We start from the raw sequence: 24,454 nt of genomic DNA, 5'->3' as shown, positions 1-24,454 counted from the left end.
ATTCTTTGGGGGGTCGGCAGGTCATGGAAGAGCCCGAGAAACCGGCGGCGGATCCGCCGCCGAGTCCACCGTCGAGCCCACCACCGATGCCGTCCCGTCGACCGGACGGGAAACCCCGGCCGGCCGACGGCGGCGACGATCGGCCCTGGCACAACAGGGTGCCCGCGCTTCCCCCGCCGACGATCCCTCCGCACCTGGGCGGCAGTATCGAGCTGCGGGTCGGCAAGCGGCTGCTGTGGGTCGGTGGCGCGGCCTACCCACTGCGGAACATCACGCGGGTGTACACCTTCCTGCTCACCCCGAAGCGGGGCCAGGCGGCCGTGCGCTTCTTCAAGCAGCTCGCACTCATCCTCGCGGTGACGTTCGGTCTGGCCACCCTCAACGGGATCACCCGCTTCGGTTCGAGCGAGGACTCGGAGATGATCGCCGGGGTCGTCCAAATCGGCGGCCTCGTCGCGTTCGTCTTCGCCGCCTCCGAGCTGGTGATGGTCCTCTCCGCCCGCTCCCACTGGGTACTGGCCGTCGAGACATCCGGCCTGTCGACGGCGCTGGTGACCAGCAGGAACATCCCCCACCTCCATGAACTCGTCGGCCATGTCGTGAACGCGATCGAGAACCCCGACGCCGAGTTCCGGGTGAAGGTCGACACCCTGATGATCAATCCGAAGAACTACCAGTTCGGCGACAACGTCAACATGTACGGCGGCTCGGGCAACAGCGGAATGGTGAAACAGTGAGCGGCGATACCTTCCACATCGCGGGCGACAACGTCAACGTGCACGGAACCGGCAACATCGGCATCGTGAAGAACGCCGCACCGGCCCCCGTCGACCCGGAACTCCAGGCCGCGCTGGCCGACTTGACCATCATGCTCCGGGAGCTGCGCGAGACGGTCCCGCCCGAGGACGCGCGGACGATCGACGGCTCCCTCGGGCACCTGGCCCCCGACGCGGCGGTCCAGCCGCAGGCCCGCGCCAACGCCCTCACGGCGATCGCGGGCATCGTCGCGACCGCCGGGGCACTGCGCGAGCCGATCGAGAACGCGATCAACGGGATCCGCCAACTCCTCGGCGTGTAGCGGCGATCCGGGCGGTACGGGGCCGCGACCGCGTACGCGGTGACCAGGCCGCCCCGTACCGACCCGCTCGGACACCCCGGAACAGGGCCGGGCCCACCGGCTCGGCGGACTCTTCCAGCGCGGCTGCCGGCGGCGGCGCGTCGGCCCGGTCCAGGCGAAGAGCTCCGTCGGGAGCAATGCTCAGGACTTATGGATCAGTTCCAGGGCGGGATGCAGAAGGCGCACCTTCCCGATGGTCCCGTGATGTCCGCTCGTCGAGTCCGCCCAGGATCCCTGGCGGGCGATCACTGGCGCCCACCGCGTCGCCTTGGTCCGGTCCGGCGCCAGGTTCAGGAACGGCGTCCTGGTCGAGCGTGAGGAGGCCGCACGGCCAGGTCGGTCAGCCCACCAGGCGGGTGGTGTCCTGCGGGCTGCCCAGACGTCCCAGCGGGGACTGGCGCAGTACGTGGTCGCGGATGTCGTCGGACATCCAGCCGGTGTCGACCGGACCGGGGTTGATCACGTTGGCAGTGATCCCGAGGCGGGCGAGTTCGTGGGCAGCGGCCAGGGTGATGCGGTCGAGTGCGCCCTTGCTCGCCCCGTAGGGCAGATTGCCGACGATGCGGTCGCTGGCGAGGGCGATCACCCGTCCGGTTCCTGGGGTGCCCTGGAAGCGTCGGCCGAACTCACGGATCAGCAGCCAGGAGGCGCGGGAGTCGACCGCGAAGTGGCGGTCGAAGCTCTCCAGGGTCGTGTCGAGCATGCCGGAGTCCACCGACTCGCGGTGGCACATCACCAAGATGGTCATGTGGCCGAGACGGCTCTGGACCTGTTCGAAGACTCGCGCCGGGGGCCTCGGGATCGGCGAGGTCCGCCTCGATCGCCACCGTGTCGGCGCCCCGGGGTCTTCGCGATCGTGTCCGAGGCGCCAGTCCCGATGCCCCAGGTGTGACGTCGACCGGTAGTTGGCCCTTCCGATCGGATGCCGGCCCCGCTGTCTTACGGTCAAGTAGCGGGATTCCGGCCAACGGCGTCCTCAATTTCTGTTCGAGGACGACGCGCAGCTGGTTCTCAGACAACCAGGACCCGCCGTCCGCGTGTGTGACCGGACTGGCTGTCGATGTGCGCCGCCGCGGCCTCGGCGAGTGTGTACGACTTCTCGACCGGGATGTGGAGCTTTCCCCGCGAGATGAGGCCGACGGCTTCGGCGAGCGCTTCCGGCACGCTCCCGGCCACGCCGGAGAATCGGACACCGAGCTCCGGCGCACCGAGATCGGCGATGGAGACCACCTTCTGCGGGTCCCCGGTCAGTTCGACGAGCTCGCGGATCACGCCCGAGCCGGCCAGGTCGAGGGCTGCGTCGACATGGCCGAGCCGCCGCACCCGCTCGACCCAGCCCTCGCCGTATGTCGTGGCGAGGGCGCCCAGGCTGCGCAGGTAGTCCTGGTTCGCTGCCCCAGCGGTCCCGATCGTCGTGATGCCGCGGTCGCGGGCGATCTGCAGCACCGCTGATCCGACTCCCCCGGACGCGCCGCTGACCAGCAGCGTCTGCCCGGACCGCACACCGACCTCGCGGATGATGCGTAGCGCGGTCTCCACCACGGAGGGGTAGCCGGCCGCCTCTTCGAACGTCAGGCCCTCGGGCATACGGGCCCAGGCCGACAGCACGGCGAACTCGGCATACGTGCTCGCGCCTTCGCCGAACACGCGGTCACCGACTTCGACCCCTTCGACGCCTTCACCGACCTCGTCCACCACCCCGGCGGCGTCCAGCCCGACTCCGGCAGGCAACTCGATCGGATGGGCCCCCAGGACCTGGCCCTCACGGAGCCTCCAGTCGACGGGGTTCACGCCTGCCGCCCGTACGGCGATGCGTATCTGGCCGGGGCCCGCGTGGGGATCCTCGGCATCTATGAGGTGCAGAACGTCCGGACTGCCGAACTCGGCGAAGCTCACCTTCTTCATGCGTCGAACTTAGCACTAACCGTTAGGGTTTTGAATCCGTTATGGATTTGCACCTGATAGCGTGAGGGTATGACCGTGCCGACCGGACGCCGTGAGCGCAAGAAGGCCGCGACCCGCCAGAAGATCGCTGACGCCGCCCTGCGGCTCTTCCTGGAGCACGGGTACGACGCGGTGGGCATCCGTGACGTGGCCGCCGAGGCCGACGTGGCCGTCACCACGCTCTTCTCCCACTTCGCCTCGAAAGAGGCCCTGGTCTTCGAACAGGACGAAGACTTCGAGCAGCGCCTCACGCGGGCGGTCACCGACCGGGCGCCGCACGAGCCGCTCGTCCCCGCGCTGCGCCGCGAGGTCCAGGCCTTGGTGCGGCACTGCACGGCGGACGGCGCCGCCCCGATCTGGCGCATGATCGACGCATCACCCACCCTGCGGGAGTACGAAGAGTCGATGCGGCTGCGCCACGCGGAGTCGCTGGCAACGGCCATCGCCGCCGATCCCGACCTGTCAGGGACCCCAACGGCCTGCCGGGCGATCGCGAGGTTCGTGATCGACGCCTATTCGCTGGCCCGTGAGGCGGCCGATCCGCAGGCCGCGGTCGGCGAGATCTTTCAGATGATCGAGGCGGCCTGGGCCGTCACCCGTCCCTCCGGAAACTCCACCGGCACGGCCGGGCCGTAGTCGGGACTCGACCATGCCCCGCGCCGTTTCGCCGAACCCCAGCCGCGGAGCGGATCAGTGGGCGGGCCGGCCTTCCCGCGTGGAAGCCCCCGCGCCCCAGTGGTTGTCGCGAATCCGTCGAACCGGCCGGCGTTGGCTGTCACGGAACGAACGCGACCGGCAAGAAGAAGGGAGCACCGTCGGCCCCACGGCCTGCGGTGCCTCTCACCAGCCGACCACGCGAAACGCTCGGCCGGGACACCCCGGCCGAGCGCCTCGCCTCGCGAGGCTCCTGAAGGAAGCCGGTTGATCACTGTGACGTGGCGACCGCCGGAATGCGCCTCTTGGTGGTGGGAGGTGTCACGCGGGCGGCGTCACCCCCAACAAGCCGACGCGGTATAGCCCTCGTAGTTGGCGTTGTAGACGCGGAACCAACCGTTGCCGTTCGATGTCCCGCAAGCGGTATACCGGCTGCCCAGGATGACGTCACTTGAGGCACAGGCCCACGTCTGCCCCTTCAGGGCGGTGGTCACCAGAGCGGCGGTGGGGCTGGCGCTGGTGCGGATGGCCACGTTTTCCGCCGCTGTCGCCTTGCCGTCGTTGCAGGCCGTGTTGGACCTGACCTGGGTCGAGCCATCCGCCGCACCGGCAACTCCCGGAAGGGCAAGGCCGACGACGGCGGCAGCAGCCAGCGTGACCGTCAGCCTCGATCGCATGATCTTTCCCATTGGGCCCCTTTGGTCGGTATTTCGCAGTGTGTGCCGACAAGTACTGCCCGAACTGGGCACCCCGTAAAGCGCTCTGTATGAGGTTGACCTGTTTTCAACGTGCGCTCGCGGTCGACGAGTCGGAGACTCTCCGGCCGGGTGCGGCCGCCAGGAGGTGCAGGCTGCTGCCGCCGAGCTCGACAACGGTCCCCTCGGAACGCTCGGCCGGGGCTTCCCGGTCCGGCGCCTGCATACGCTGCTCGCCACCGCACGTCAGTGATCACGTGTCGCGACGATCCCCGGAATCCGCCACCTGCCGTGCACTTCTCGCCAGTTTCCTGTTGCCTCAAGAACTCGTCGCGGATTCCCTCGAGTGGCCCCGTTCGGCCTTCCGTAAAACTTCTTCTCCGCAGTGCGGTTCCAGGGGGGACCGCCGCTAGGGAGCCGTGCTCTGCCCGTCATTCGGCGGAGGGGAGCGGGCATGCGAGTGCTCATCCTATGGGGGTGAGATCTCACGATTTCCCGCATGCCGTCGCCGGTAACAGCCACCCGGGGGGTTCGGGCGAGTCACGGCAGTCCGGTTGAGGGAACGGGAAATTCGGTCCGTCGGGTCGTCGCGCGACTTTGCTCCATGTGGTCGGACCCGTGGCCGGGCGCTTCGTCGCCCGGTCTGTGTGATGTCCGGATCCGGGGGCGGCCCGGGATGCCGCCCCTCGCGCGGCGCCGACCGCCCCGGAAGGGGGGCGTGGTCGGTGGCCGGTGGCCGGTGGAGGCGAAGCGGCAGGAGAAGCGGTTCATTTGTTCGGGCGGAGGCGAAATGTTACGTAGTGGATACAAGTTCGATAGTGATCGGCCGGGTGGAAGCCTGGGGGCAAGATTCTGTGATCGTTCCGGGTGGGGTTGCGTATCGGGGTTCCAGGAGCTGATACAGTTTTACTTTAAATAAAGTGAACGCACGTATATCGGGTCTCCTTATGCCTTCGCACCGCCCCGGGAATGCGCTTCCCTTTCTTCTTCTCCAGGCTTTCCGCACGCTGATCGACGAGCTGCATGTCCGCCTCGCCGAGGCCGGGCATCCCGATCTCAGGCCGGCCCATGGCTTCGCCATGCAAATGATCAGGCAGGGCGGGAGCATCTCCGACCTCGGGCGGCGGCTGGGGGTGTCCAAGCAGGCTGCCCACAAGACGGTCGGAGGGCTGGAGAAGCTGGGGTATGTCCGGCGGACCCCGAGCGCCAGGGATCAGCGTCAGGTCGACGTCGTCCTCACGGAACGCGGGATGGAGGCGCTCGTGCTGTCCGGCGACATCCTCAACGAGCTGCGCGAGGAGTGGGCCGAGACCGTGGGCGGGCCCGAGATGACCCTGGTCGAGGACACATTGGCCCGGGTCGCCCGGCCCGGCGGGATCGAACGTGTCATGGGCTGGCTGGGGTCCTGACCGTCGCGGGGCCCGGCCGTCGCGGGGACCGCGACCGCGTACGGGGTCGGAGTGCCGGTGGACGGGCGCGCGGGAAGTGGTGGGGAAAGCGTGGTGCCCGTGCGGCTCACGGTCGGTGAGCCGCACGGGCACGGTGCGACGGGCCCGGCGTCAGGGTGCTGGCGCGCGGGCCGGGGTCCGATGGGGATGCATCGGAGGTCAGGAACCGCTCGGGGCCGTGCGCTGCACGAAGTTCTCCATGGTGAACGTGACATCACCGGCGGAGTTGTAGCGGGTGCACATCTGGGTCGGGTAGTAGCCGGACAGCTCCACCTCCGGCGCCTGGGTGATCGGCTGGCACGTCTTGGCGGGCTTGGTCGCGACGACCCAGTCCTTGTTGACGACCGGCTCCCAGTAGGTGACGTGTCCGTCGTAGACGCCGTAGGCGAACGCCTGGGTGAACGGATCACCGTTGGCCGGAGCCGCGTTGGGGTTCACGATGTGGTTCCCCATGCGGCCGGCGGCGCCGGGCATGCCCCAGCCCGCGGGCATGAACTGCGCCGGTACCGGCTTCATCGCGGTGGCCTCGTCGTCGCAGTTGATGACGAGGTTGCACGGCCCGGTCCGGATCTTGTTCCGCTCCGTGAAATCCTGGATGAAGAAGTGGAAGTCGAAGTGCGGCTTGTCGAAGACGTGGGTCGGGCCGTGGCCGTTGCGCTGCCAGTTGAACATCAGCCACTTGAACGGAAGCCCCGGGATCTTGGGGAACCACAGGTTCCGCTCGTGGCCGCTCGCGCAGTCCGTCTCCAGGTTGATGCCGTCGCCGTCTTTGTCGAAACAGGTCTGGCCGTCGTGGGTCGGCGTCGTCGGCAGTGTGTTCACGGCCGCCGCGTCGATCTTGACCGCCAGGACCTTCGGACGGTTCGAGGCGTCGGTGGCGTACAGGGTCTGGACGAAACCGTCGCCCAGGGATACCTGGTTGAACAGCTTGAGCGCCGGAAGGTCTTCCGTCGCTCCCACCGCTGTGTCCGAGGCGTTCATCGCCGAGACCACCGGTGCGAGCCCGATCATCGTGGTGACACCGAACGCGAGGCCCACCAGCGACCAGCGCACACGGCTTGCGGATATCTTCATCGGTTGATTTCTCCCCCCTTGGTTCCTACCTGTGGTCGGTGCGCGCGGGTCACGCCGCGCGCACCTCAGTGCCTCAGTGCCCGCAGACTCAGTGCTCGGAGTGCCACTCGAACGACTTGAAGGGCTCGTCGAGCGGGGCCTCGGTCATACGGTTCGCGTACGTCGAGATGGTGTACACGCCCAGGCCGAGGACGACCTCCAGCGCGTTGCGGCGGGTGTAGCCGGCGGAGAGGAACGCCTCCATCGTCTCCGGCTCCACGTACCCGTGCCCCTCCATGACGGCGAGGGTGAAGACGCGCATGGCCTCCAGCTTCGCGTCGTCCAGGGGCTTGCGGGCGCGCAGCGCCTCGATGAGGGCCGGCTCCGCCTTCGACCGGGTCAGCATGGAGGAGTGCATGGCCACGCAGTAGTGGCACTCCACCTTGGTGGCCATCGTGAGGATGAAGACCTCACGCTCCAGCTGGCTCAGGCTCGTCTTGTTGAACAGCCCGTTGCCGGTCATGAAGGCTTCCAGCAGCTCCGGCGACTCGGCCATGAGCGCCACCGGCGCGGGCAGGAACCCGAAGCCCTTGGCGGTGTTCTCGACGATCGGGCGGGACTGCTCGGGGGCCGAGGCGGCGTCGTGACGGGTGAAAGACATGATGACTTCCTTTTCTGAGGGGTGTGAGGCGAGCGACGGGGTTGTCGCTCAGTGGTCTTCTGTGTCCCAGCTCGCGCGCACCACCGAGGCGAACCTCTCGACGCGGTCGGGCTGGAGCACGGAGTAGTGGTCACCGTCGAGGGTGTGGACGGCGACCAGGTCCTTGAGGCGGCCGGCCCACGCCGACGTCACGTCCCGGGACGCCCCGTCGACGGCGCGGACCAGTACCGCGGGAACACGGTAGGTGCCGGGCCGATGGGCGGACAGGGCACGGGAGTTGGCGGTGAAGCGGGCCAGTAGCGCACCGATCGTCTCGTCGTCGGTGTCCGGACCCAGCAGTCCGCCGAGGCGCAGCCGCTCGGCCAGTACGGCGGCCGGGTCCTCGTCCGCCGCCAGGTCGTGCCCGGCCAGCGGATCGGGGGCGCCGGCGATGTGCGCGACGTCCCGGGCGAACCAGGCCAGCAGCTCGGCGTGGGACACCTCGCCGTGGTCCTCGTCGGGATGCTCCATCAGGTCGAGCGCGACGACCGGTGCCACGGCGAGGCCGCGTTCCGCCAGCCGCTCGGCGACCTCCAGCGCGAGGACCCCGCCCATCGACCAGCCGGCGATCCGTACCTCCGGACCCGTGGCGTCGTCGGCGATCGCGTCGGCGTACAGCTCCGCGAGCTCGTCGAGACCGAACGAGGAGGCCAGGCCGTCGGGGACCTGGACACCCGTCACCGGCATGCCGAGGAGCTGCGCCAGGCCGCGGTAGCAGACGACGTCACCGCCCACCGGGTGGATCCAGTACGAGGTGGGGCCGGTCCCCTCGGAGCGGATCGGCACCAGCGTCGTGCGCAGCGCCCGCCCGTCGCGGACCGCCCCGGCCATGGCCGCGACCGTGGAGTGGGTGAACAGCACCGACAGCGGGAGCGTCGTTCCCAGGGCGGCCCTGATCCGGGACATCAGCTGCACGCCGAGCAGGGAGTTCCCGCCGAGCGCGAAGAAGTCGTCGTCCCGGCCTGCGGGGGCGTTCGGAAGGAGCTGGGCCCACAGCTCTGCCACGGCCCGCTCGGTCCCGTCCCGCGGCGGCTCGGCCGAGGCCCGGGGCGCCGACGCCCGGCAGACCTCCTCCAGGGCACGGCGGTCCACCTTGCCGTTGGCGGTGATCGGCACGGCGTCCAGCTCCACCAGCCGGCCGGGAACCATGTACGCGGGCAGCTGCGCGCGCAACGCCGCGGTGAGCGCGTCGAGATCCGCCCCCGGGGTCTCCGGGACGACGGCGGCCACCAGGGCCCTGGACTCCATGGAACCGCCGACCGCCGCGGCGACCGCCGCGCGGACGCCGGGCATCGCGCCCAGCGCGCTCTCGATCTCGCCCAGCTCGATCCGGTACCCCTGGATCTTGACCTGGCCGTCCTGGCGGCCGAGGAACTCCAGGTTGCCGTCGGGCAGGTACCGGCTCAGGTCCCCGGTGCGGTAGAGCCGCCCGTGCGGGGTGTCCACGAAGCTCGCCGCGGTCCGGTCGGGATCGGCCAGATAGCCGCGGGCCAGACCGTCACCGGCGATGTACAGATCTCCCGGAACCCAGGTGGGCCGGTGCCGCAACTGCTCGTCCAGCACCAGGAAGGACTGGTTGCGCAGCGGCTTCCCGTACGGGATCGACGACCACGACGGGTCCACGGCGTCGACCGGGTACGCGATCGACCAGATGCTGGCCTCGGTGGCACCGCCCAGCGAGTTGACCCGTGCGCCGGGCGCGCACCGGCGCGCCCGGTCGGGCAGCCGGGTGGGTATCCAGTCACCGCTGAGCATGATCGTGCGCAGGGACCCGACCGTGGCGTCCTGACCCTCCAGGTGGTCGACCAGCATCTGGAGCAGGGCGGGCACCGAGTTCCACACCGTGATGCCGTGCTCGCGCACCAGCTCCGCCCACGCCTGCGGGTCGCGCTGCTGATCCGGTGCGGGCAGCACCAGCGTGCCGCCCGCCGCCAGGATGCCGAAGACGTCGAAGACCGACAGGTCGAAGTTGAGCGCCGAGAGCCCCAGCGCCCGGTCCGAGGGCCCGATCCCGTACCGCTCGCCGACGTCCTGGAGCGTTCCCAGGGCGGCGCGGTGCTCGATCACCACGCCCTTGGGCTGCCCGGTGGAGCCGGAGGTGAAGATGACGTAGGCGATGTCGTCCGGTTCGGCCGCCACCATGGCGAGTTCACCGGTGGCCGCACCGTCCGGGGCCGCCTCCGTGACGTCCAGCACCGGGACCGCGTCGAGCCACGGGTGCGCCGCGCGGACCCCGGGGTCCGCCACGGTCAGCACCGCGCCCGACAGCTCCAGCGTCCGGCGGGCCCGCTCGGGCGGCAGGTCCGCGGCGACGGGCACGTACGCCTTGCCGGCCTTCAGCACCGCGAGGACGGCCACGACCTGGTCGATCCCCTTGGGCAGCATGACCGCCACCAGCTCCTCGGAGCCGGGACCGGTACGGGCCGCGACACGGCGCGCCAGCTCGTGGGCGCGCCGGTCGAGACCGGCGTAGTCGAGCGACTCCTCGCCGCACACCACGGCGACCGCGTCCGGACATCGCGCGGCGGCCCGCTCGAAGCCGTGGTGGAGCAGCCCGGTGGGGCGCTCCCCGGCGGTGGCGTTGGCCTGCCGGCGCGGTGCGAGCTCCTGCTCGCCCAGCTCGATCTCCGGCGCGCTGCTCCACGCCCGCTCGTCGTCGCAGAGCCGCTCGATGAGGCCGCGGTAGCTCGCGAACATGGACGCGACCATGGGCTCGGGGAGCAGCTGGCGTACGTAGTCCCAGTTCAGGCGCAGCCCGCTGGCGTCCTCGATCACCTGGTGGTCCAGCCACACCTGGGGCGTCCGGATGAACGAGGACACCTCGTGGCCGTCGCCGGTCAGCGCGATCAGGTGGTCGGTCAGCGCACTGGACGCGTGGCCCTCGTCCGAGGAGAAGTTGAGCGTGCTGGCGTAGACCACGGGCGCGCGGCCGGCCTTGGCGGAACCGTGCAGCGTGGACAGCTCGCGCAGGACCTGCACCCCGCTGAACGCGCTGTGCTCCAGGTCGCGCCAGAGCTGGCCCTGCAACTGCTTGCTGCGGGCCGCGAAGTCGGCCGGGCCCCGGGTGTCCACCTCCAGCAGCGTGGTGGTGGAGAAGTTGCCCAGCACCGAACGCACCTCGGGGTGGACCGGCCTGCGGTTGAAGAACAGCAGCGTCAGCGTGAAGTGCGGGTTCGCCGACCAGCGGGCGATGGTCTCGGCGTACGCGGCGGCGACGGCCGCCGAGGGGGTGACCCCCGCGGCGCTCGCGTGGGCCTTGAACCGCTCCCAGCGCTCCGGCGGGATCGTCCCGCTCAGATGGGCGAACTCCGGCCGTCCGATCGTGGCCGGGTCGGCGGTCAGCGGCAGTTCCGGCGCCGGGGGCAGGGCGGCGATCCGGTCCGTCCAGTACGCCCGCGCCTCGGCGTACGCCGGCTCGGACTCCAGGGCCCGGATGTGCCCGACGTAGTCCCGGAAGGTCAGTTCGAGCGGGGCGAGGTCCTGCCCGTGGTACGACTGCGCCAGCTCGGCGAAGAAGAGCGCCGTGCTCCAGGCGTCGATGATGAGGGCGTCGATGCCGACGTGGAGGCGGCTCACCCCGCCGGGCAGCTCCGTTACGGCCAGGTGGAACAGGGGCCACACGGTCGGGTCGAAGACCTGCGTGGACAACGTCCCCGACCGTTCGGCCAGTTCCTCCGCCAGCCGCTGCTCCGGTACCGAGGCGAGGTCCAGGCGGTCGACGCGGTAGTGCCCGACCTCCGTCTCCGGGAGGACCCGCTGCCGGCCGTCGTCGGTCATCACCGCACGCAGCATGTCGTGCCGGGCCACGGCCGCGTCGACGGCCGCCTCGAACCGGGCGACGTCCAGCCCGCGCAGATCGGTCTCGATGAAGAAGAAGGTCGAGACGCCGCCGAGCTCGATCCCCTCCGACCGGCCGACCAGGTAGGCCTGCTGAAGGTCGGTCAGCTCGAACGGCTCGTACCGGGCGGCGGGATCGACGGCCAGTTCACGGCCGGGCGCACCGGCCGGGTCCGTTCCGCCGGTCCGGGGCACCGGCACCGGCCGGTGGACGGCGGTGGGGGAGTGCTCCTCGACGTAGGCGGCCAGCTCGGCGAGGCTCGCCCCGTCCAGGAACACGGCGAGCGGGATCGACACGTCGCCGAGGGCGGCGACGGCGTCCTTGATCTCCAGGGCCATCAGCGAGTCCAGGCCGAGGTTCTGCAACGGCTCGTCCCGGGGGATGCTGTCCGGGTCGGTGCGCAGCGACCGGGCGCACGCCCTGGTCACCACCGTCAGCGGGTCCAGCGCCTCCTCCCGCACGGCGGGACGTCCGGACGGCTCGGGGGCCGTCACCGGCTGCCACGCCTGCGCGTCCACGGCCCCGCCGTCCGCCTCGGCCCCGGTGCGCCCGTGGGACGGGGCCTGGGCGAGCGTCACGCCCGACACCGACACCCAGCAGGCACCGGCCTCGTCGAGCAGGAACACATCGGCCACGAGGGTGCGCGCGTCGGCCGCGCCCTCGCGCAGCCGCAACCGCACCTGGAGCGGACCGGACGGCAGCCCGGGGCGCACGGCGAACGCGTCGATCCCCACCACCATGAAGGCGGTGTCCGACGCGCCACGGGCGGTCAGGGGCGCGAACAGCGCCTGGAACATCGCGTCGGTCAGACCGGGCGGCACCACGTACCGGCCGGCCTCCTCCGGGGTGGCGGGCCGGATCCGGGCCCAGGCGCGGTCGCGGTCGAAGGCGACCTCCTCCAGCCACTTGGCGCCGTCGCCCAGGTACAGGCCGCGGGACCACATCTGCCGGTAGAACTCGCCGCCGGTCATCCGGTGCGGAAGGTCCGCGGCCGGACCGGCGGGGGCCGCCGGGGCCGCCCCGTCACCGGAGACGCGGCCACGGCAGTGCAGGTGCCAGGCCAGGGCCGGGTCGCCCGGGTCGGACCGGTAGGCGAAGCCCAGCGTCCCGTCCGGCGCGGGCTCCAGGGTGAGCGCGACCGTGGGGCGGTGCTCCCTGTCGTACCCCAGGCGCCGCAGCACCGTGACGTTCTCCAGCCGGACGGTGTCCCGCCGGCCGGCCGCGCGGGCCGCCTGCACGGCGGCCTCCAGGAAGAAGCCCACGTTGACGATGGGCTCGCCGCCGATCACGCAGTCGGCGAGGGCGGGGTCGTCGGCGCTGTCCAGCGTCGTCAGGAAGGCCGCGCCGGAACCGGGGGCCGGCACACGCGTCCCGAGCAGGGAGCCGGAGCCGCCCGGCAGAAGGGCGGCGGGCTCCCGCCGGGCCGCCCCGCCGCCGACCGCGCGGCTCGGCACGTACCAGTGCCGCGACCGCTGGAACGGGTACGTCGGGGCGTCGGCCGGCGCGGCGGACCGGCCGGACCACAGCTGGAGCCAGTCGATGTCCAGACCGGCGGTGTACGCCTCGGCCACCGCGGTGGCGACGGTCTCGTGGTCGGCGCGGCCCGGCCGCAGGGACGCGCCCCACAGCCCCGCGCGCCGCTCCTCCGGGACGAACCTGCGGGCCGCCGCGACGAGCGTCGGGGCCGGTCCCAGCTCCAGGACGTGGTCGACCCCGCTCTCCATGAGCGTCGTCATCGCACCGTGGAAGTCGACCTGCTGGAGCGCGTGCTCCCGCAGATAGGCCGCGTTCCACTCCCCGGGGCCCACCTGCCGCGCCGTCAGCGTCGACACCAGCGGAACGGCGGGGGCGGCGAAGGCGAGGGCGGACAGCTCGCGCTCGAAGGCGTCGAGCATCGGCCGCATCAGCGGCGAGTGGAAGGCCCGGCCGCTCGGCAGCGACTTGCCGCGCAGACCGCGCGCGGCGGCCCGGTCCAGTACGCCGCGCACGTCCTCGGGGTGGCCCGAGACCACCACGTGCTCCGGCCCGTTGACGGCGGCCACCCCGATGCGGTCCGGGTCCTCGATCAGCTCGCGTACGGCCGCCACGGGCGCGAAGACCGCCGCCATCGCACCCGGCCCGGTCAGCTCCGCCATCAGCCGGCCACGGGCGGCCGCCACGGCGAGCGCGTCCCCGATGTCCAGGATTCCGGCGACCGCGGCCGCGGCGATCTCACCCACGCTGTGCCCGACGACGACATCGGGCTCGATGCCCAGCGAGCGCCACATCCGCGCCAGCGACCACTCCAGCGCCACCAGCGCCGGCTGGGTGTAGCGGGTGTCGTGGACCGCGGGGTCGTCGGCGGCGAACATGACGTCCAGCAGCGGACGGTCCAGCAGCCCGTCGACCAGGTCGGCGCAGTGCTGGAGGCTGCTGCGGAAGACGGGCGAGGACGCGAAGAGACCGGCCCCCATGCGGGGGTACTGCGAGCCCTGCCCGGTGAACAGGAACGCGGTCCGGCCGCGCGACCGGGACACCGCGCCGAGCGGCCCGCACTCCCCGTCGACCAGCCGCCGCAGCTCGGCGCGCATCTCCGGCGCCGTCCCGGCGACGGCGGCGTACCGGACGGGCCAGTGGTCCCGGGCCGCGCCGGCCGTGTAGGCCAGGTCCGCCAGCGCCGTGCCGGCCGCCGCGGTCCCGTCGTCCTCGCCGAGCCGCGCCAGGTACTTGCGGCCCAGTTCGAGGACACCGTCCGCGGTACGGGCCGACAGCGGCAGCACGCAGGTGCCGGGGGCGTCCCGCGGGGCGTCGTCGGCCTCCCGGGCCGGGGCCTCCTCGACGATGATGTGCGCGTTCGTGCCGCTGGCGCCGAACGAGCTGATGCCCGCGCGCCGGACCCGTTCCCCCGCGGGCCAGGGCCGGCCCTCGACCGGCACGGCGAGCTTGAGCCGGTCCAGGTCGATCTCGGGGTTGACCTGCGACAGCCCGGGATGGGGCGGGATCAGGCCGTGGTCCAGGCTGAGCAGGACCTTGATGAGACCGGTGACGCCGGCCGCCGGTTCGAGGTGGCCGAGGTTGGTCTTCACCGACCCCACGATCAGGGGAGTGGTACGGGTCTGCGGGCACAGCACGTCCGCCAGCGCACCCGCCTCGATCGGGTCGCCGAGCGCCGTGCCGGTGCCGTGCGCCTCGACGTAGTCGATGTCCTCCGCGGCCAGCCCGGCCGCGGACAGGGCGGTGCGTATGACGTCTCGCTGCGCCTTGGCGTTGGGCACGGTGATGCCGCTGGCCCGGCCATCCTGGCCCACCGCGCTGCCGCGGACGACCCCGAGGATCCGGTCCCCGTCGACCCGCGCGTCCGACAGCCGCTTGAGGACGACGACACCGCACCCCTCGGACCGCACGTAGCCGTTGGCGGCGGCGTCGAAGGTCTTGCACCGGGCGTCGGGGGAGAGCATGTTCGCCTTGCCGAGCACGGTGTACCACTCCGGTGAGAGCAGCACGTTGACGCCGCCGGCCAGCGCCATGTCGGCGTCCCGGCTCCGCAGCGCCTGCACGGCGAGGTGGACGGCGACCAGCGACGAGGAGCACGCGGTGTCCACGGACAGGCTGGGGCCGTGGACCCCGAGCCAGTAGGCGATCCGGCCGGCCGCGAACGTCGACGCGTTGCCGGTGAGCGCGTACGCCTCCAGCTCCTCGGGCGCCACATGGGTGAGCAGCGACTGCATGTAGTCGTTGTTGGTCACACCGACGTAGACGCCGACCTTGTCGCCCTTCAGGGAGGCGGGCCTGGCACCGGCGTTCTCCAGCGCCTCCCAGGCGACCTCCAGCAGCAGCCGCTGCTGCGGGTCGATGTAGCGCGCCTCGCGCGGGGAGATCCCGAAGAACCCGGCGTCGAAGCTGTCGACCGACTCCAGGAATCCGCCCGAGGGCACCCCTTCCGGGAACCCGCCGGGCACGTCGTCCAGCCGGGCGGGCGGGTACGGTGCCACCGCGTTCCGGCCCTCGGCCAGCAGCTCCCACAGCGCGGCCGTGTCGTCGGCCCCGCCGGGCATCCGCGCGCCCATGCCGACGACGGCGATCGGTTCGGTGGTCTCGGCCCGCAGCGCGTCCCGTTCGCTGGTCAGGGACTTGATGCGGTCCAGCGCCGAGCTCAGCAGCTCACGCGCGTGTTCGGGTATCTGGGTGGTCATGCGTGTCCCCCGGGCGTCGGCTGGTACGACCGCTCGATCTCGGCTTCGAGCGCGTTGATGAGTTCGTCGTCGGCGAGCGCGGCCGGTGCCGAGGGCGGCGGCTCGACCGCGCCGGGCCTCCCCGGCGCGGTGCCGGGGGCCTCGCCGGACGGTTCTTCCGGGCAGACGGAGTCCACGAGGAACGCGGCCAGCTCCGACGTCGTCGGGTACTCGAACATCACCCGGGTGGGCAGGGGGAGTCCGAAGGTCCGGGCCAGGTCGTTCTTGACCCGGGTGGCGAGCATGGAGTCCATGCCGAGGGCGAAGAAGCCCGCGTCCAGGTCGAGTTGGTCCGGATCCAGTCCCAACGTGCCCGCGACGGCGGCGACGACGGCCGAGGCCGCCTCCCGCCGGGTCCACCCGGTGGCCGTCGGCGCCGGGGCCTCGACGGTGGTGGCGGGGGCGGTGGTGGCGGGTGCCGGACCGGCCGCCCAGGGGTTGCTCCACCGGTCCTCGGTGAACCAGGAGCGCGTCCGGGCGAAGGGGTACGACGGCAGCGACACCATGGGCACCGCCGGGTCCGCCGGGCCGTCGCCCCGGTGCGGCCAGGGGCCGCGTCGCCGGTGGGTGTACATGAACCCGAAGTTCCGCTGTACGGCGATGTCGTCGGCGAGGTCGCGGTGGAGCGTCCAGGTGGCCGCGGCCGGACCGTCGGCCTCCGCGCACAGCCCGTCGAGCGCGTCGACGAGCGTCGGATGGGGCGACATCTCGATGAAGGTGTCGTGGCCGTCGGCGAGCAGCGCCTCGACCCCCTGGGTGAAGCGGACGGTCTCGCGCATGTTGGCGTACCAGTAGTCCGGCGCGGGGGCCGAGGTGAGGGGCGCGCCCGTCACCGTGGACACCATCGTCACCCGCGGGGCCGAGGACCGGATTCCGTCGAGCGCTTCCAGCAGCCCCGTCCGCAGCCCGTCGATCTGGGGGCTGTGCGAGGCGACGTCCACGGCGACGAACTTGCTGAACACGTTCTCGGCCGCGAGCCCGGCGGCGACCCGCTCCAACGACGCGCCCGCCCCGGACAGCACCGTGGAGTGCGGCGAGTTGATCACTGCCACGCAGATGTCGTCGTACCCCTCGCACAGCTGCCGGGCCCGCTCGTGGCCGACGCCCACGACGAGCATGCGGCCCTGCCCGGCGATGCGGGCCAGCAGCCGCGAGCGCTCGCAGATCACCCGCACGGCGTCCGGCAGCGGCAGGGCACCGGCGACGTACGCCGCAGCGACCTCGCCCATGCTGTGCCCGATGACCGCGTCCGGGACCACCCCGGCCGCGCGCCACATCGCGGCCAGTCCGACGGCGACCGTGAACAGCGCCGGCTGGACGAACTCGGTGGGGAGCCGCCCCCGGTCGCCCTCGGCGATCAGTTCGAGCACACTGCGGCCCAGCACCGGACGCATGGCCCGGTCCACCTCGCGGGTGGCCGCGGCGAACGCGGGGTCGGTGGCCTGGAGCCGGGCCGTCATGCCGATCCAGTGCGGCCCCTGGCCCGGGAAGACGAAGACCGTACGGCCCGTCGCCCTGGCCGGTCCGGTCACCCCGGCCGGACCGGGCCCGCCCGCGGCCGCCTCGCGCAGCAGCGCGACGAGCTCCGCCGGTGAGGCACCGGAGACCGACAGCCGGCTGGTCAGCACGGTCCTGCGGTGGTCGGCCGCCCGGACGACGTCCCGGACGTACGCCGGGTCGGCGCCCTCCAGCAGGTCGGCGTACCGGCCCGCGAGCCGGGCCAGGGCGGTCGGTGCGGCGGCCGAGATCCGCAGGGTCAGCGGCGCGGCGCCGGACCCCTCGTCGGCCCCGGCTTCGGACCCGGCGTCCGGAAGACGCCCGTCCACCGGCCCCAGGATCACGTGCGCGTTGGTCCCGCCCGCGCCGAACGCGGAGACGGCCGCGAGCCGCTGCCCGTCCTCCGCCTCCCAGGCGCGGGCCCGGTCGCGCGGCAGCACCAGCCGTACGCCGTCCAGTTGGAGGTGCGGGTTGACCTTCTTCAGGTGCAGCGACGGGTAGACGGTCCGGTGGTGCACGGACAGGGCCGCCTTCACCAGCCCCGCGATCCCCGCGGCGGCCTCCAGATGGCCCATGTTGGTCTTCAGGGACCCCAGGTGGCAGGCCGGGCCGGAGGCCGTGCCGTAGACCTGGGCGAGGGCCTCGACCTCGATCGGGTCACCGAGGCTGGTGCCCGTGCCGTGCGCCTCCACGAGGCTCACCTGCGAGGGCTCGGCCCCGGCGTTCCTCAGCGCGGACGTGATGCACTCCCGCTGGGCGCGCCCGCTGGGCGCGGTGAGCCCGTTGGTCCGGCCGTCCTGGTTGACCGCCGAGCCGCGGATGGTCGCGTAGACGCGGTCGCGGTCGCCGATCGCGTCGGAGAGCCGCTTCAGGACGACGGCGACCACGCCCTCGCCGCGCACATAGCCGTCGGCGGCGGCGTCGAAGGTCTTGCACCGCCCGTCCGGGGAGAGCGGCAGCCCCTTGGAGTGGGCGACCGTACTGGCCGGGGACAACAGGAGGTTCACCCCGGCCGCGACCGCCGAGTCGCACTCGCCGGAGCGCAGCGCCTGGACGGCCAGGTGCACCGCGACGAGGGAGGACGAACAGGCCGTGTCGACGGAGAGGCTGGGGCCGCGCAGGTCGAGCTGGTAGCTCAGCCGGTTGGCGATGATGCAGTTGGTGCCGCCGACGACGGTGTACAGGTCGACGGTCTCCGGCCGGGCCAGCTGCATGGTGAGGTAGTCGGTGGAGTTGGCGCCGACGTAGACACCGGTCCCCGAACCGGCCAGCCGGCCCGCGGGCATCCCGGCGTCCTCGAAGGCCTCCCAGGCGACCTCCAGAAGAAGGCGCTGCTGGGGATCGACATGGGCGGCCTCGCGCGGCGCGATCCCGAAGAACGCCGCGTCGAAGGTGTCCACGTCGTCGATGAGCCCGGCATGCCGCATGTGGGTGCGCCCGACCGCCTCGGGATCGGGGTCGTAGAAGGCGCCGTGGTCCCAGCGGTCCGACCCGATCTCGCGGATCGCGTCGACCCCGTCGGCCAGCGACTCGTGCAGGGCGCCGGGCGTGGTGATGCCACCGGGCAGCCGTACGCCGAGGCCGACGATCGCGATGGGTTCCCGCCGTGCCCGCGTCAGTTCCTCGACCCGGGCCCGGAGGCCCCTGACGGCCGTCAGGGCGGTGCTCAGTGCTATGTCGGACTCGCCCTGCTCCGTCATATCTCCCCCATGAGTTCTTCCAGTTCCGCCAGTTCGCGGCGGAGGGCGTCGAGATCGTTCCCGTCCGGGGACGGTTCCCCGGCCGCGGGCTCCCGGCCCGCGGCAACCGGCCGTTCGGTGGTGCGCGGCTGCTCGGCGGTGCCCGGCCGGTGTGCCGTACGGTCCGCTCCGGCCTCCTCCAGCCGGGCGGTGAGCTCGGCGGCGAGGGCGTCGACGGTGGGGTAGTTCCACACCACGGTCGAGGACAGGACCGTCCCGAGCAGGCGCTCCAGGCGGTTGCGGAGCTCCAGCCCCATGATCGAGTTGAGTCCGAGGCTGTGGAACGGCTCGGCCGGGTCCACCTCGGCGGTCGTGAGGCCCGCGATCTCGCCGACGGCCTCCTGCACCACCCGGGCCGTCCGCGCCAGCCGCTCCGCCGGCGACAGCGCCGACAGCTCGTCCCGCAGCGCCGGCGCGGCCCCGTCGGCCGTGCCGGACGGCGCGACCGGGACCAGACGGATCTCGACCCCCCGGATACGCACGGCCACCCGGTCGCCGCTGATCAGGTCGACGTCCGCGAGACGGGTGTCCGGGCCCGGACCGGTCGTGACGGTCGCCACCGCCCGCGGATCGGCACCCACCTCGGACAGCACGGACACCTCGCGGACCACCGCGGTGAGCAGGGACCGGTCGGCCCCCACGGCACCCGGACCGGCCAGCAGGGGCGCGGCGGCGACCTGGAGGGCCGCGTCCAGCAGCCGGGGGTCGACCGGGAGCCGGGCGTCGGCGTGGCGCGGGTTCCACTCGATCCCGGCGCTCGCGCCGTCCTCCCCGGCGTCCAGGCGGCGAATCCGACGGTACTGCGGGCCGAAGTCCAGCCCCCGCGCGCCGAACCCCGCGTACAGCTCGTCGGCCGGGGACCCGTCACCGGCGGGCCGTCCGGGGAGCGGAGCGCCGGTGACGGCCCGTTCGACCGCGGCGGTCCCGACGCGCACCCACGCCTCTCCCTCCCTGCCGAAGAACTCGACCCGGGACGTCCCGCCGTCGGTCCGTACGGTGGTCTGGAGCGCCGTGTCCTCGCCGGGCACCTCCAGGGACGCCGTCAGCACGAGGTCGCGCACGGACACCGGACCGTCCGCCGGCCCGGGACCGGCGACCTGGAGCGCGGCGGCCGCGAAGGCGGCGGCGGGCACCATGGCCCGGCCGCCGACGACATGGTCCTCCAGCGACCACGTCGACGGGCTCAGCCGGCCGGCGTACACGGACAGCGCGGGATCGTGCGGAACCTGCGTACGGACCCCGAGCGGATCGCCGCTCCCACGGCCGACGGTGCCGGTCAGGACCGGCGAGGCGACCCGCTGCCACGGATACGGCAGGGGCAGCGGCGCGGGACGGCCCGCAGGGTTCAGCGCGGCCCGGTCGACCGGAACACCGGCGTCGTGGAGCCGGCCGAGCGCGGCCAGCAGCGTCGGCCACTCCGGCTGCTCCTTGCGGAGCACCGGGACGACGAGCGGGTCCCGGCCCGCGCCCGTCTCCTCGACGGCCGGGCTGAGCACCGCGTGCGGGCTGATCTCGACGAAGCAGGAGAACCCGTCGTCCAGCAACAGGCCCACGGCGTCCGCGAACAGCACGGGGTCGCGGAGGTTCCGGGCCCAGTAGCCGGCGTCCATCTCCGCCCCGTCGGCCACCCGGCCCAGGACGGTCGAGTACAGCGGCAGCGCCGAGGAGACCGGGGAGACGTCCGCGACGGCCTCGACCAGCGCGGGGAGGATCGCGTCCATCTGCGGGCTGTGCGAGGCGACCTGGACCCGGACGGGCCGGTTGAAGACCCCCCGTCCGGTGAGTTCGCCCGCCGTGCGCTCGATGTCGGCGGCGGCCCCGGACAGCACGGTCGAACGGGCCGAGTTGCTGACGGCCACCGATATGGAGGGCGTGCCGGCGCAGACGGCCTCGGCCTCGGCGAGCGTCAGCTCGGTGGCCAGCATCGCCCCCGTCCCGCTGAGGCCGTCCATCAGCCGGGACCGGCGGCCGATGACCGCTGACGCGTCGTGCAGCGACAGGGCACCGGCGATGTGCGCGGCCGCCGCCTCGCCCATGCTGTGGCCGACCACCGCGTGCGGGGCGACACCGTAGTGCGCCAACGTCCGGGCCAGCGCCACCTGCACGGCGAACAGCAGCGGCTGGGCCGTCGCGACGTTGGTGAACGCCTCGTCGTCGTCGCCGTCGAGCAGCAGCGGCAGGATCCGCGCGCCGCACGCCTCGCGCACCGCCGCGTCGCACCGCCGCAGCTCCCGGGCGAACACCGCGTCGCGGGCGTACAGATCGCGGCCCATGCCCAGCCACTGCCCGCCCTGGCCCGGGAAGACGAAGACGACACGGGGGGCCGTACCGGCGGCGGCCGACGCACCCGGGCCGTCGAGGGCCTCCGCGTGCTCGGCCAGCCGGGCCACCGTCCCGTCGCGGTCGTCCGCGACGAAGCTCGCCCGGTACGGAAGGGTCGCCAGGCCCTCCAGCACGGGGGCGACGGCGGCGGGCGTGCCGTCCGCCGGCCACCACCGCGCGACCTCCCGGCAACGCTGCGCCAGCGCCGCGGGGGTGTGCGCGCTCAGGGTCAGCAGCGCCTCCCTGGACGGCGGTACGACCCCCGCGCACACGGCGGCGACACCCTCAAGGCCATGACCGGAGCGCGAGTACGCCGGAACGACCGGCACCCGTTCGCCGTACGTCTCGCGCAGGGCGCTGCCCAGGATGGGATGGGCGTTGATCTCGACCAGGGCGTCCGGGGCGCTCAGCAACGGGTGCGCCAGCGCGGCGGCGAAGTCCACCGGTTCGCGCAGGGCCTTCGCGAAGTACCCGGCGGTGAAGCCGCCGGCCGCCATGATCCGGCCGTCCAGCGCCGACACCATCGGGAGCGCGGGCGGGTACTGGTCGATCTCCCCGAGCGCCTCGACCAGGTCGTCGCGGACCTCGTCGATGTCCGGGCCGTGCGCGGCGAGCCCCACGTTGATCCGGCTGGCCCGGTGGCCCTCCTCGGAGAGGACCGAGACGAGCTCGTCCAACTCGTGGATCCGGCCCGACAGGTTGGTCGAACGCGCCGAGCTGATCCCGGCGACCGCGATCCCCGGCCGGGTCGCGAGGTACGGGGCCAGCTCCTCGCGCGAGAGCGCCACCACGGCCATACCGCCGCCGCGGCCGGTCAGCCGCTGCTGCGCCGCCGCGTAGTGGGCCACGATCCGGCCGCCCTCGTACGCGGTGAGCGCGTCGACCACGACCGCCCCGGCGATCTCGCCGAGCGAATGGCCGACGACCACGGCGGGCCTGATGCCGCGGGCCGCCAGGCTCCGGGCCAGGCCGACCTGGACCGCGTAGACCGCGGGCTGCGCCACGGCCACGCCGTACGGTTCGAGGTCGGCGCCGGAGGCGATGAGCTCCAGGAGCGAGAGGCCGAGCACCGGCTCCGCGCCGAGCGAGCACGCGGTGACCGCGGCCCGGAACTCCGGGTCGGACCGCAGGAGTTCGCGGCCCATCCCCGCCCACTGGCCGCCGAACGGCGAGAAGACGAAGGCCGGTCCACGGCCGGTCCCGTCGGCCGCTCCGGCCGCTTCACCGGCCGCTTCGGCGGGGGCTTCCAGGGCCGGTACGTCCGGGCGGAGGTACGGCCCGACCACGACGTGCGCGTTGGTCCCGCCCCAGCCGAAGCTGCTGACCCCGCCGAGGAAGGGCTCGTCGGACGGCAGGCGCACGGGCGCGAGGGGCAGGGCGAGGTTGAGCGCGTCCAGGTCGATGTGCGGGTTGGTCCCGCCGGTGAGGACGCACGGCGGGACGACACCGTGACGCATGACCAGGGCGGCCTTGACCAGCCCCGCCACCCCCGCGGCGCCTTCGAGATGGCCGATGTTGGCCTTGAGCGTGCCGAGGTTGACCGGGGCGGTGGCGCCCCGGACCGCGGCGGCCAGCGCCGACGCCTCGATCGGATCGCCCAGCGCGGTCCCGGTGCCGTGCGTCTCGACGAACCGGACCTCGGCGGGGTCGGTCCCGCCCCGGGCGTGCGCGTCCCTGATGACGGCCTGCTGCGCGACGGGACTGGGCGCGGTCAGCCCGTTGGTGTGCCCGTCGTTGTTGACCGCCGTCCCACGGAGCAGGCACCAGATGTGGTCGCCGTCCCGCTCCGCGTCGGAGAGGCGCTTGAGGACCAGGGCCGCGGCACCCTCGCCGCGGCCGAAGCCGTCCGCCAGGTCGCCGAACGCCTTGCTGCGCCCGTCGGGGGCCAGTCCTCCGAAGGCGGTGAGGTCGTCCATGGTGGCCGCCGACTGGAGGAGGTTGACACCGCCGACGACGGCGGCGTCGATCTCGCCCAGCCGCAGTGCCTGGGCGGCCATGTGCACGGCCACCAGGGAGGACGAGCAGGCGGAGTCCAGCGTGACCGACGGCCCGTGCAGGTCGTACAGGTAGGAGATCCGGTTCGCGACCATCGACAGGCTCGAACCGGTCGCCGTGTGCATCGTGTGCCGCCCCGGCCGCGACGCCGCGCCGTGCTCGTTCCAGATGCTTCCGACGTACACCCCGGTCGCGCTGCCCCGCAGCCCCGTCCGGGGCAGCGACGACGCCTCGACGGCCTCCCAGCACACCTCCAGGAAGAGCCGCTGCACCGGATCGAGCGCCGCGGCCTCACGGGGCGAGAGGTGGAAGAACCGGTGGTCGAACTCGTCGAGCCGCTGGCTGAGGTAGCCCGCGTCCGGCATCGTCTCCCGGGCGTCCGGGAACCGCCCCTCCGGGGGCGGGCCGATCGCGTCCTTGCCGGCGAGGACCAGCTCCCACAGCTGCGCGACGGAGTCGGCGCCCGGAAGCCGTGCCGCCATCGACACGATCGCCAGGGGCTCACCCGGCCGCGCCCCGGCGGTCGGCCGGCCCTCCGGCACATCGGCGCCGTCCTCCGAGGAGACCACCGCGGCGGCGAACCCGTTCACCGTCGGGGAGGCCCACAGCGTGGCGACGGGGACGTCACGGCCGAGGCGCACCGCCAGACGGCTGACCATCGCCACGGCGGCCTGTGAGGTGAGGCCGAGTGAGAAGAAGGTCGCGTCCCGGTCCAACTGCTCGACAGTGAGAGACAGTTCGGCGCAGAGATACGCGGCGACCCAGTCGGCGACGGCCGCCGTGTCCCGTTCGGCCGGAGTGCCGGTCATGCGCACCGCCCGGTGCGAGGCCGGATTGTTTCGATGCCGGACGTGGGTAGATCCGGAAGCGGATCGACGGTACATCGGTACGGCAGCCCGGAAGACATGCTGGAGAACCCCCCGAATCCCCTAATGATCGTCAACGAGGTTGACGATATCAAAGGGGTCGGCGCGCGGGAGAGAAAAATGTTCGTACCAACCGGTATTTAAGGGGGAGTTGGCGCGCAGTTTTCGGTGACGGTGTCTCATGTTCCGTACAGTGCAAGGCTCTGACCTGGATAGATGGCGCCCGCGCCGCGTGCCGGCCCCGAGTTCGCGCCCCGGAACGAGATCTTCGAAGTCCGGGTGGTGGCGCGATGACGCCGGGCGGGATCCGGTCACCCCTGTCCCCGGTGCCAACGGGCTCGCCGGGTGGACAGGTGCGGTGGCTCCGGGGGCCTT

General features: G+C 72.6%; 12 protein-coding genes. 4 read left to right on the top strand and 8 right to left on the bottom strand.

Going from position 1 to position 24,454, the window contains the following annotated elements; translation table 11 throughout:
• Positions 1-158: 158 nt before the first annotated feature.
• Together ACIQGQ_RS06785 and ACIQGQ_RS06780 are read left to right on the top strand one after the other, a co-directional pair.
• Positions 159-737, top strand: coding sequence for a DUF6232 family protein (locus ACIQGQ_RS06785; RefSeq protein ID WP_402391566.1), 579 nt, complete (start codon positions 159-161; stop codon positions 735-737).
• Complete coding sequence (locus ACIQGQ_RS06780; RefSeq protein ID WP_402391563.1) at positions 734-1,078, top strand: hypothetical protein; 345 nt, start codon at positions 734-736, stop codon at positions 1,076-1,078. Before ACIQGQ_RS06785 ends, ACIQGQ_RS06780 begins: the two co-directional genes overlap by 4 nt.
• 379 nt (positions 1,079-1,457) lie before the next feature.
• Here ACIQGQ_RS06780 and ACIQGQ_RS06775 read toward each other — a convergent pair whose 3' ends face one another.
• Entirely contained in the window at positions 1,458-1,865 is a 408-nt protein-coding gene (locus ACIQGQ_RS06775; protein WP_402391560.1) for an SDR family oxidoreductase, read from the bottom strand.
• Between the two features lie 263 nt (positions 1,866-2,128).
• A complete protein-coding gene (locus ACIQGQ_RS06770; protein ID WP_402391557.1) occupies positions 2,129-3,022 on the bottom strand; it encodes an NADP-dependent oxidoreductase in 894 nt (297 codons plus the stop codon).
• 69 nt (positions 3,023-3,091) lie between these two features.
• Between ACIQGQ_RS06770 and ACIQGQ_RS06765 the strand changes: the two genes are divergently transcribed.
• Positions 3,092-3,697 (top strand): TetR/AcrR family transcriptional regulator, encoded by a 606-nt coding sequence (locus tag ACIQGQ_RS06765; RefSeq protein ID WP_402391554.1) that lies wholly within the window; start codon positions 3,092-3,094, stop codon positions 3,695-3,697.
• A gap of 353 nt (positions 3,698-4,050) precedes the next feature.
• Here the strand turns inward: ACIQGQ_RS06765 and ACIQGQ_RS06760 are convergent, their stop codons facing one another.
• Positions 4,051-4,404 (bottom strand): hypothetical protein, encoded by a 354-nt coding sequence (locus ACIQGQ_RS06760; RefSeq protein WP_402391551.1) that lies wholly within the window; start codon positions 4,402-4,404, stop codon positions 4,051-4,053.
• A 953-nt stretch (positions 4,405-5,357) separates the two neighbouring features.
• Here ACIQGQ_RS06760 and ACIQGQ_RS06755 point away from each other — a divergent pair.
• Positions 5,358-5,819, top strand: a complete 462-nt coding sequence (locus ACIQGQ_RS06755; RefSeq protein WP_402391548.1) for a MarR family winged helix-turn-helix transcriptional regulator — start codon at positions 5,358-5,360, stop codon at positions 5,817-5,819.
• Positions 5,820-6,017: 198 nt separating this feature from the next.
• Here the strand turns inward: ACIQGQ_RS06755 and ACIQGQ_RS06750 are convergent, their stop codons facing one another.
• The 5 genes from ACIQGQ_RS06750 to ACIQGQ_RS06730 all read right to left on the bottom strand — a co-directional run bounded on the left by ACIQGQ_RS06750 (position 6,018) and on the right by ACIQGQ_RS06730 (position 24,022).
• Positions 6,018-6,932 carry a hypothetical protein gene (locus tag ACIQGQ_RS06750; RefSeq protein WP_402391545.1) on the bottom strand — a complete coding sequence of 305 codons (915 nt, stop codon included), beginning with the start codon at positions 6,930-6,932 and terminating at the stop codon, positions 6,018-6,020.
• An 88-nt stretch (positions 6,933-7,020) separates the two neighbouring features.
• The gene (locus ACIQGQ_RS06745; protein WP_366296973.1) at positions 7,021-7,572 is read right to left on the bottom strand and encodes a carboxymuconolactone decarboxylase family protein; all 552 of its coding nucleotides are present in this window, start codon (positions 7,570-7,572) and stop codon (positions 7,021-7,023) included.
• A 48-nt stretch (positions 7,573-7,620) separates the two neighbouring features.
• A complete protein-coding gene (locus tag ACIQGQ_RS06740; protein WP_402391542.1) occupies positions 7,621-15,621 on the bottom strand; it encodes an amino acid adenylation domain-containing protein in 8,001 nt (2,666 codons plus the stop codon).
• Entirely contained in the window at positions 15,618-18,857 is a 3,240-nt protein-coding gene (locus tag ACIQGQ_RS06735; RefSeq protein ID WP_402391539.1) for a type I polyketide synthase, read from the bottom strand. The genes ACIQGQ_RS06740 and ACIQGQ_RS06735 overlap by 4 nt, the downstream gene beginning before the upstream one ends.
• The gene (locus ACIQGQ_RS06730) at positions 18,854-24,022 is read right to left on the bottom strand and encodes an acyltransferase domain-containing protein (RefSeq protein WP_402391536.1); all 5,169 of its coding nucleotides are present in this window, start codon (positions 24,020-24,022) and stop codon (positions 18,854-18,856) included. The genes ACIQGQ_RS06735 and ACIQGQ_RS06730 overlap by 4 nt, the downstream gene beginning before the upstream one ends.
• Between the last annotated feature and the right edge of the window lie 432 nt (positions 24,023-24,454).

Source organism: Streptomyces sp. NPDC092952 (assembly GCF_044754785.1).
GTDB lineage: Bacteria > Actinomycetota > Actinomycetes > Streptomycetales > Streptomycetaceae > Streptomyces.
This window is presented reverse-complemented; position numbering and strand designations above follow the sequence as displayed.

Coding starts and splice junctions, on each gene's coding strand:
- ACIQGQ_RS06765 (WP_402391554.1), top strand. CDS start 3,092: ATGACCGTGCCGACCGGACGCCGTGAGCGCAAGAAGGCCGCGACCCGC.
- ACIQGQ_RS06760 (WP_402391551.1), bottom strand. CDS start 4,404: ATGGGAAAGATCATGCGATCGAGGCTGACGGTCACGCTGGCTGCTGCC.
- ACIQGQ_RS06735 (WP_402391539.1), bottom strand. CDS start 18,857: ATGACGGAGCAGGGCGAGTCCGACATAGCACTGAGCACCGCCCTGACG.
- ACIQGQ_RS06755 (WP_402391548.1), top strand. CDS start 5,358: ATGCCTTCGCACCGCCCCGGGAATGCGCTTCCCTTTCTTCTTCTCCAG.
- ACIQGQ_RS06730 (WP_402391536.1), bottom strand. CDS start 24,022: ATGACCGGCACTCCGGCCGAACGGGACACGGCGGCCGTCGCCGACTGG.
- ACIQGQ_RS06770 (WP_402391557.1), bottom strand. CDS start 3,022: ATGAAGAAGGTGAGCTTCGCCGAGTTCGGCAGTCCGGACGTTCTGCAC.
- ACIQGQ_RS06750 (WP_402391545.1), bottom strand. CDS start 6,932: ATGAAGATATCCGCAAGCCGTGTGCGCTGGTCGCTGGTGGGCCTCGCG.
- ACIQGQ_RS06740 (WP_402391542.1), bottom strand. CDS start 15,621: ATGACCACCCAGATACCCGAACACGCGCGTGAGCTGCTGAGCTCGGCG.
- ACIQGQ_RS06745 (WP_366296973.1), bottom strand. CDS start 7,572: ATGTCTTTCACCCGTCACGACGCCGCCTCGGCCCCCGAGCAGTCCCGC.
- ACIQGQ_RS06775 (WP_402391560.1), bottom strand. CDS start 1,865: ATGACCATCTTGGTGATGTGCCACCGCGAGTCGGTGGACTCCGGCATG.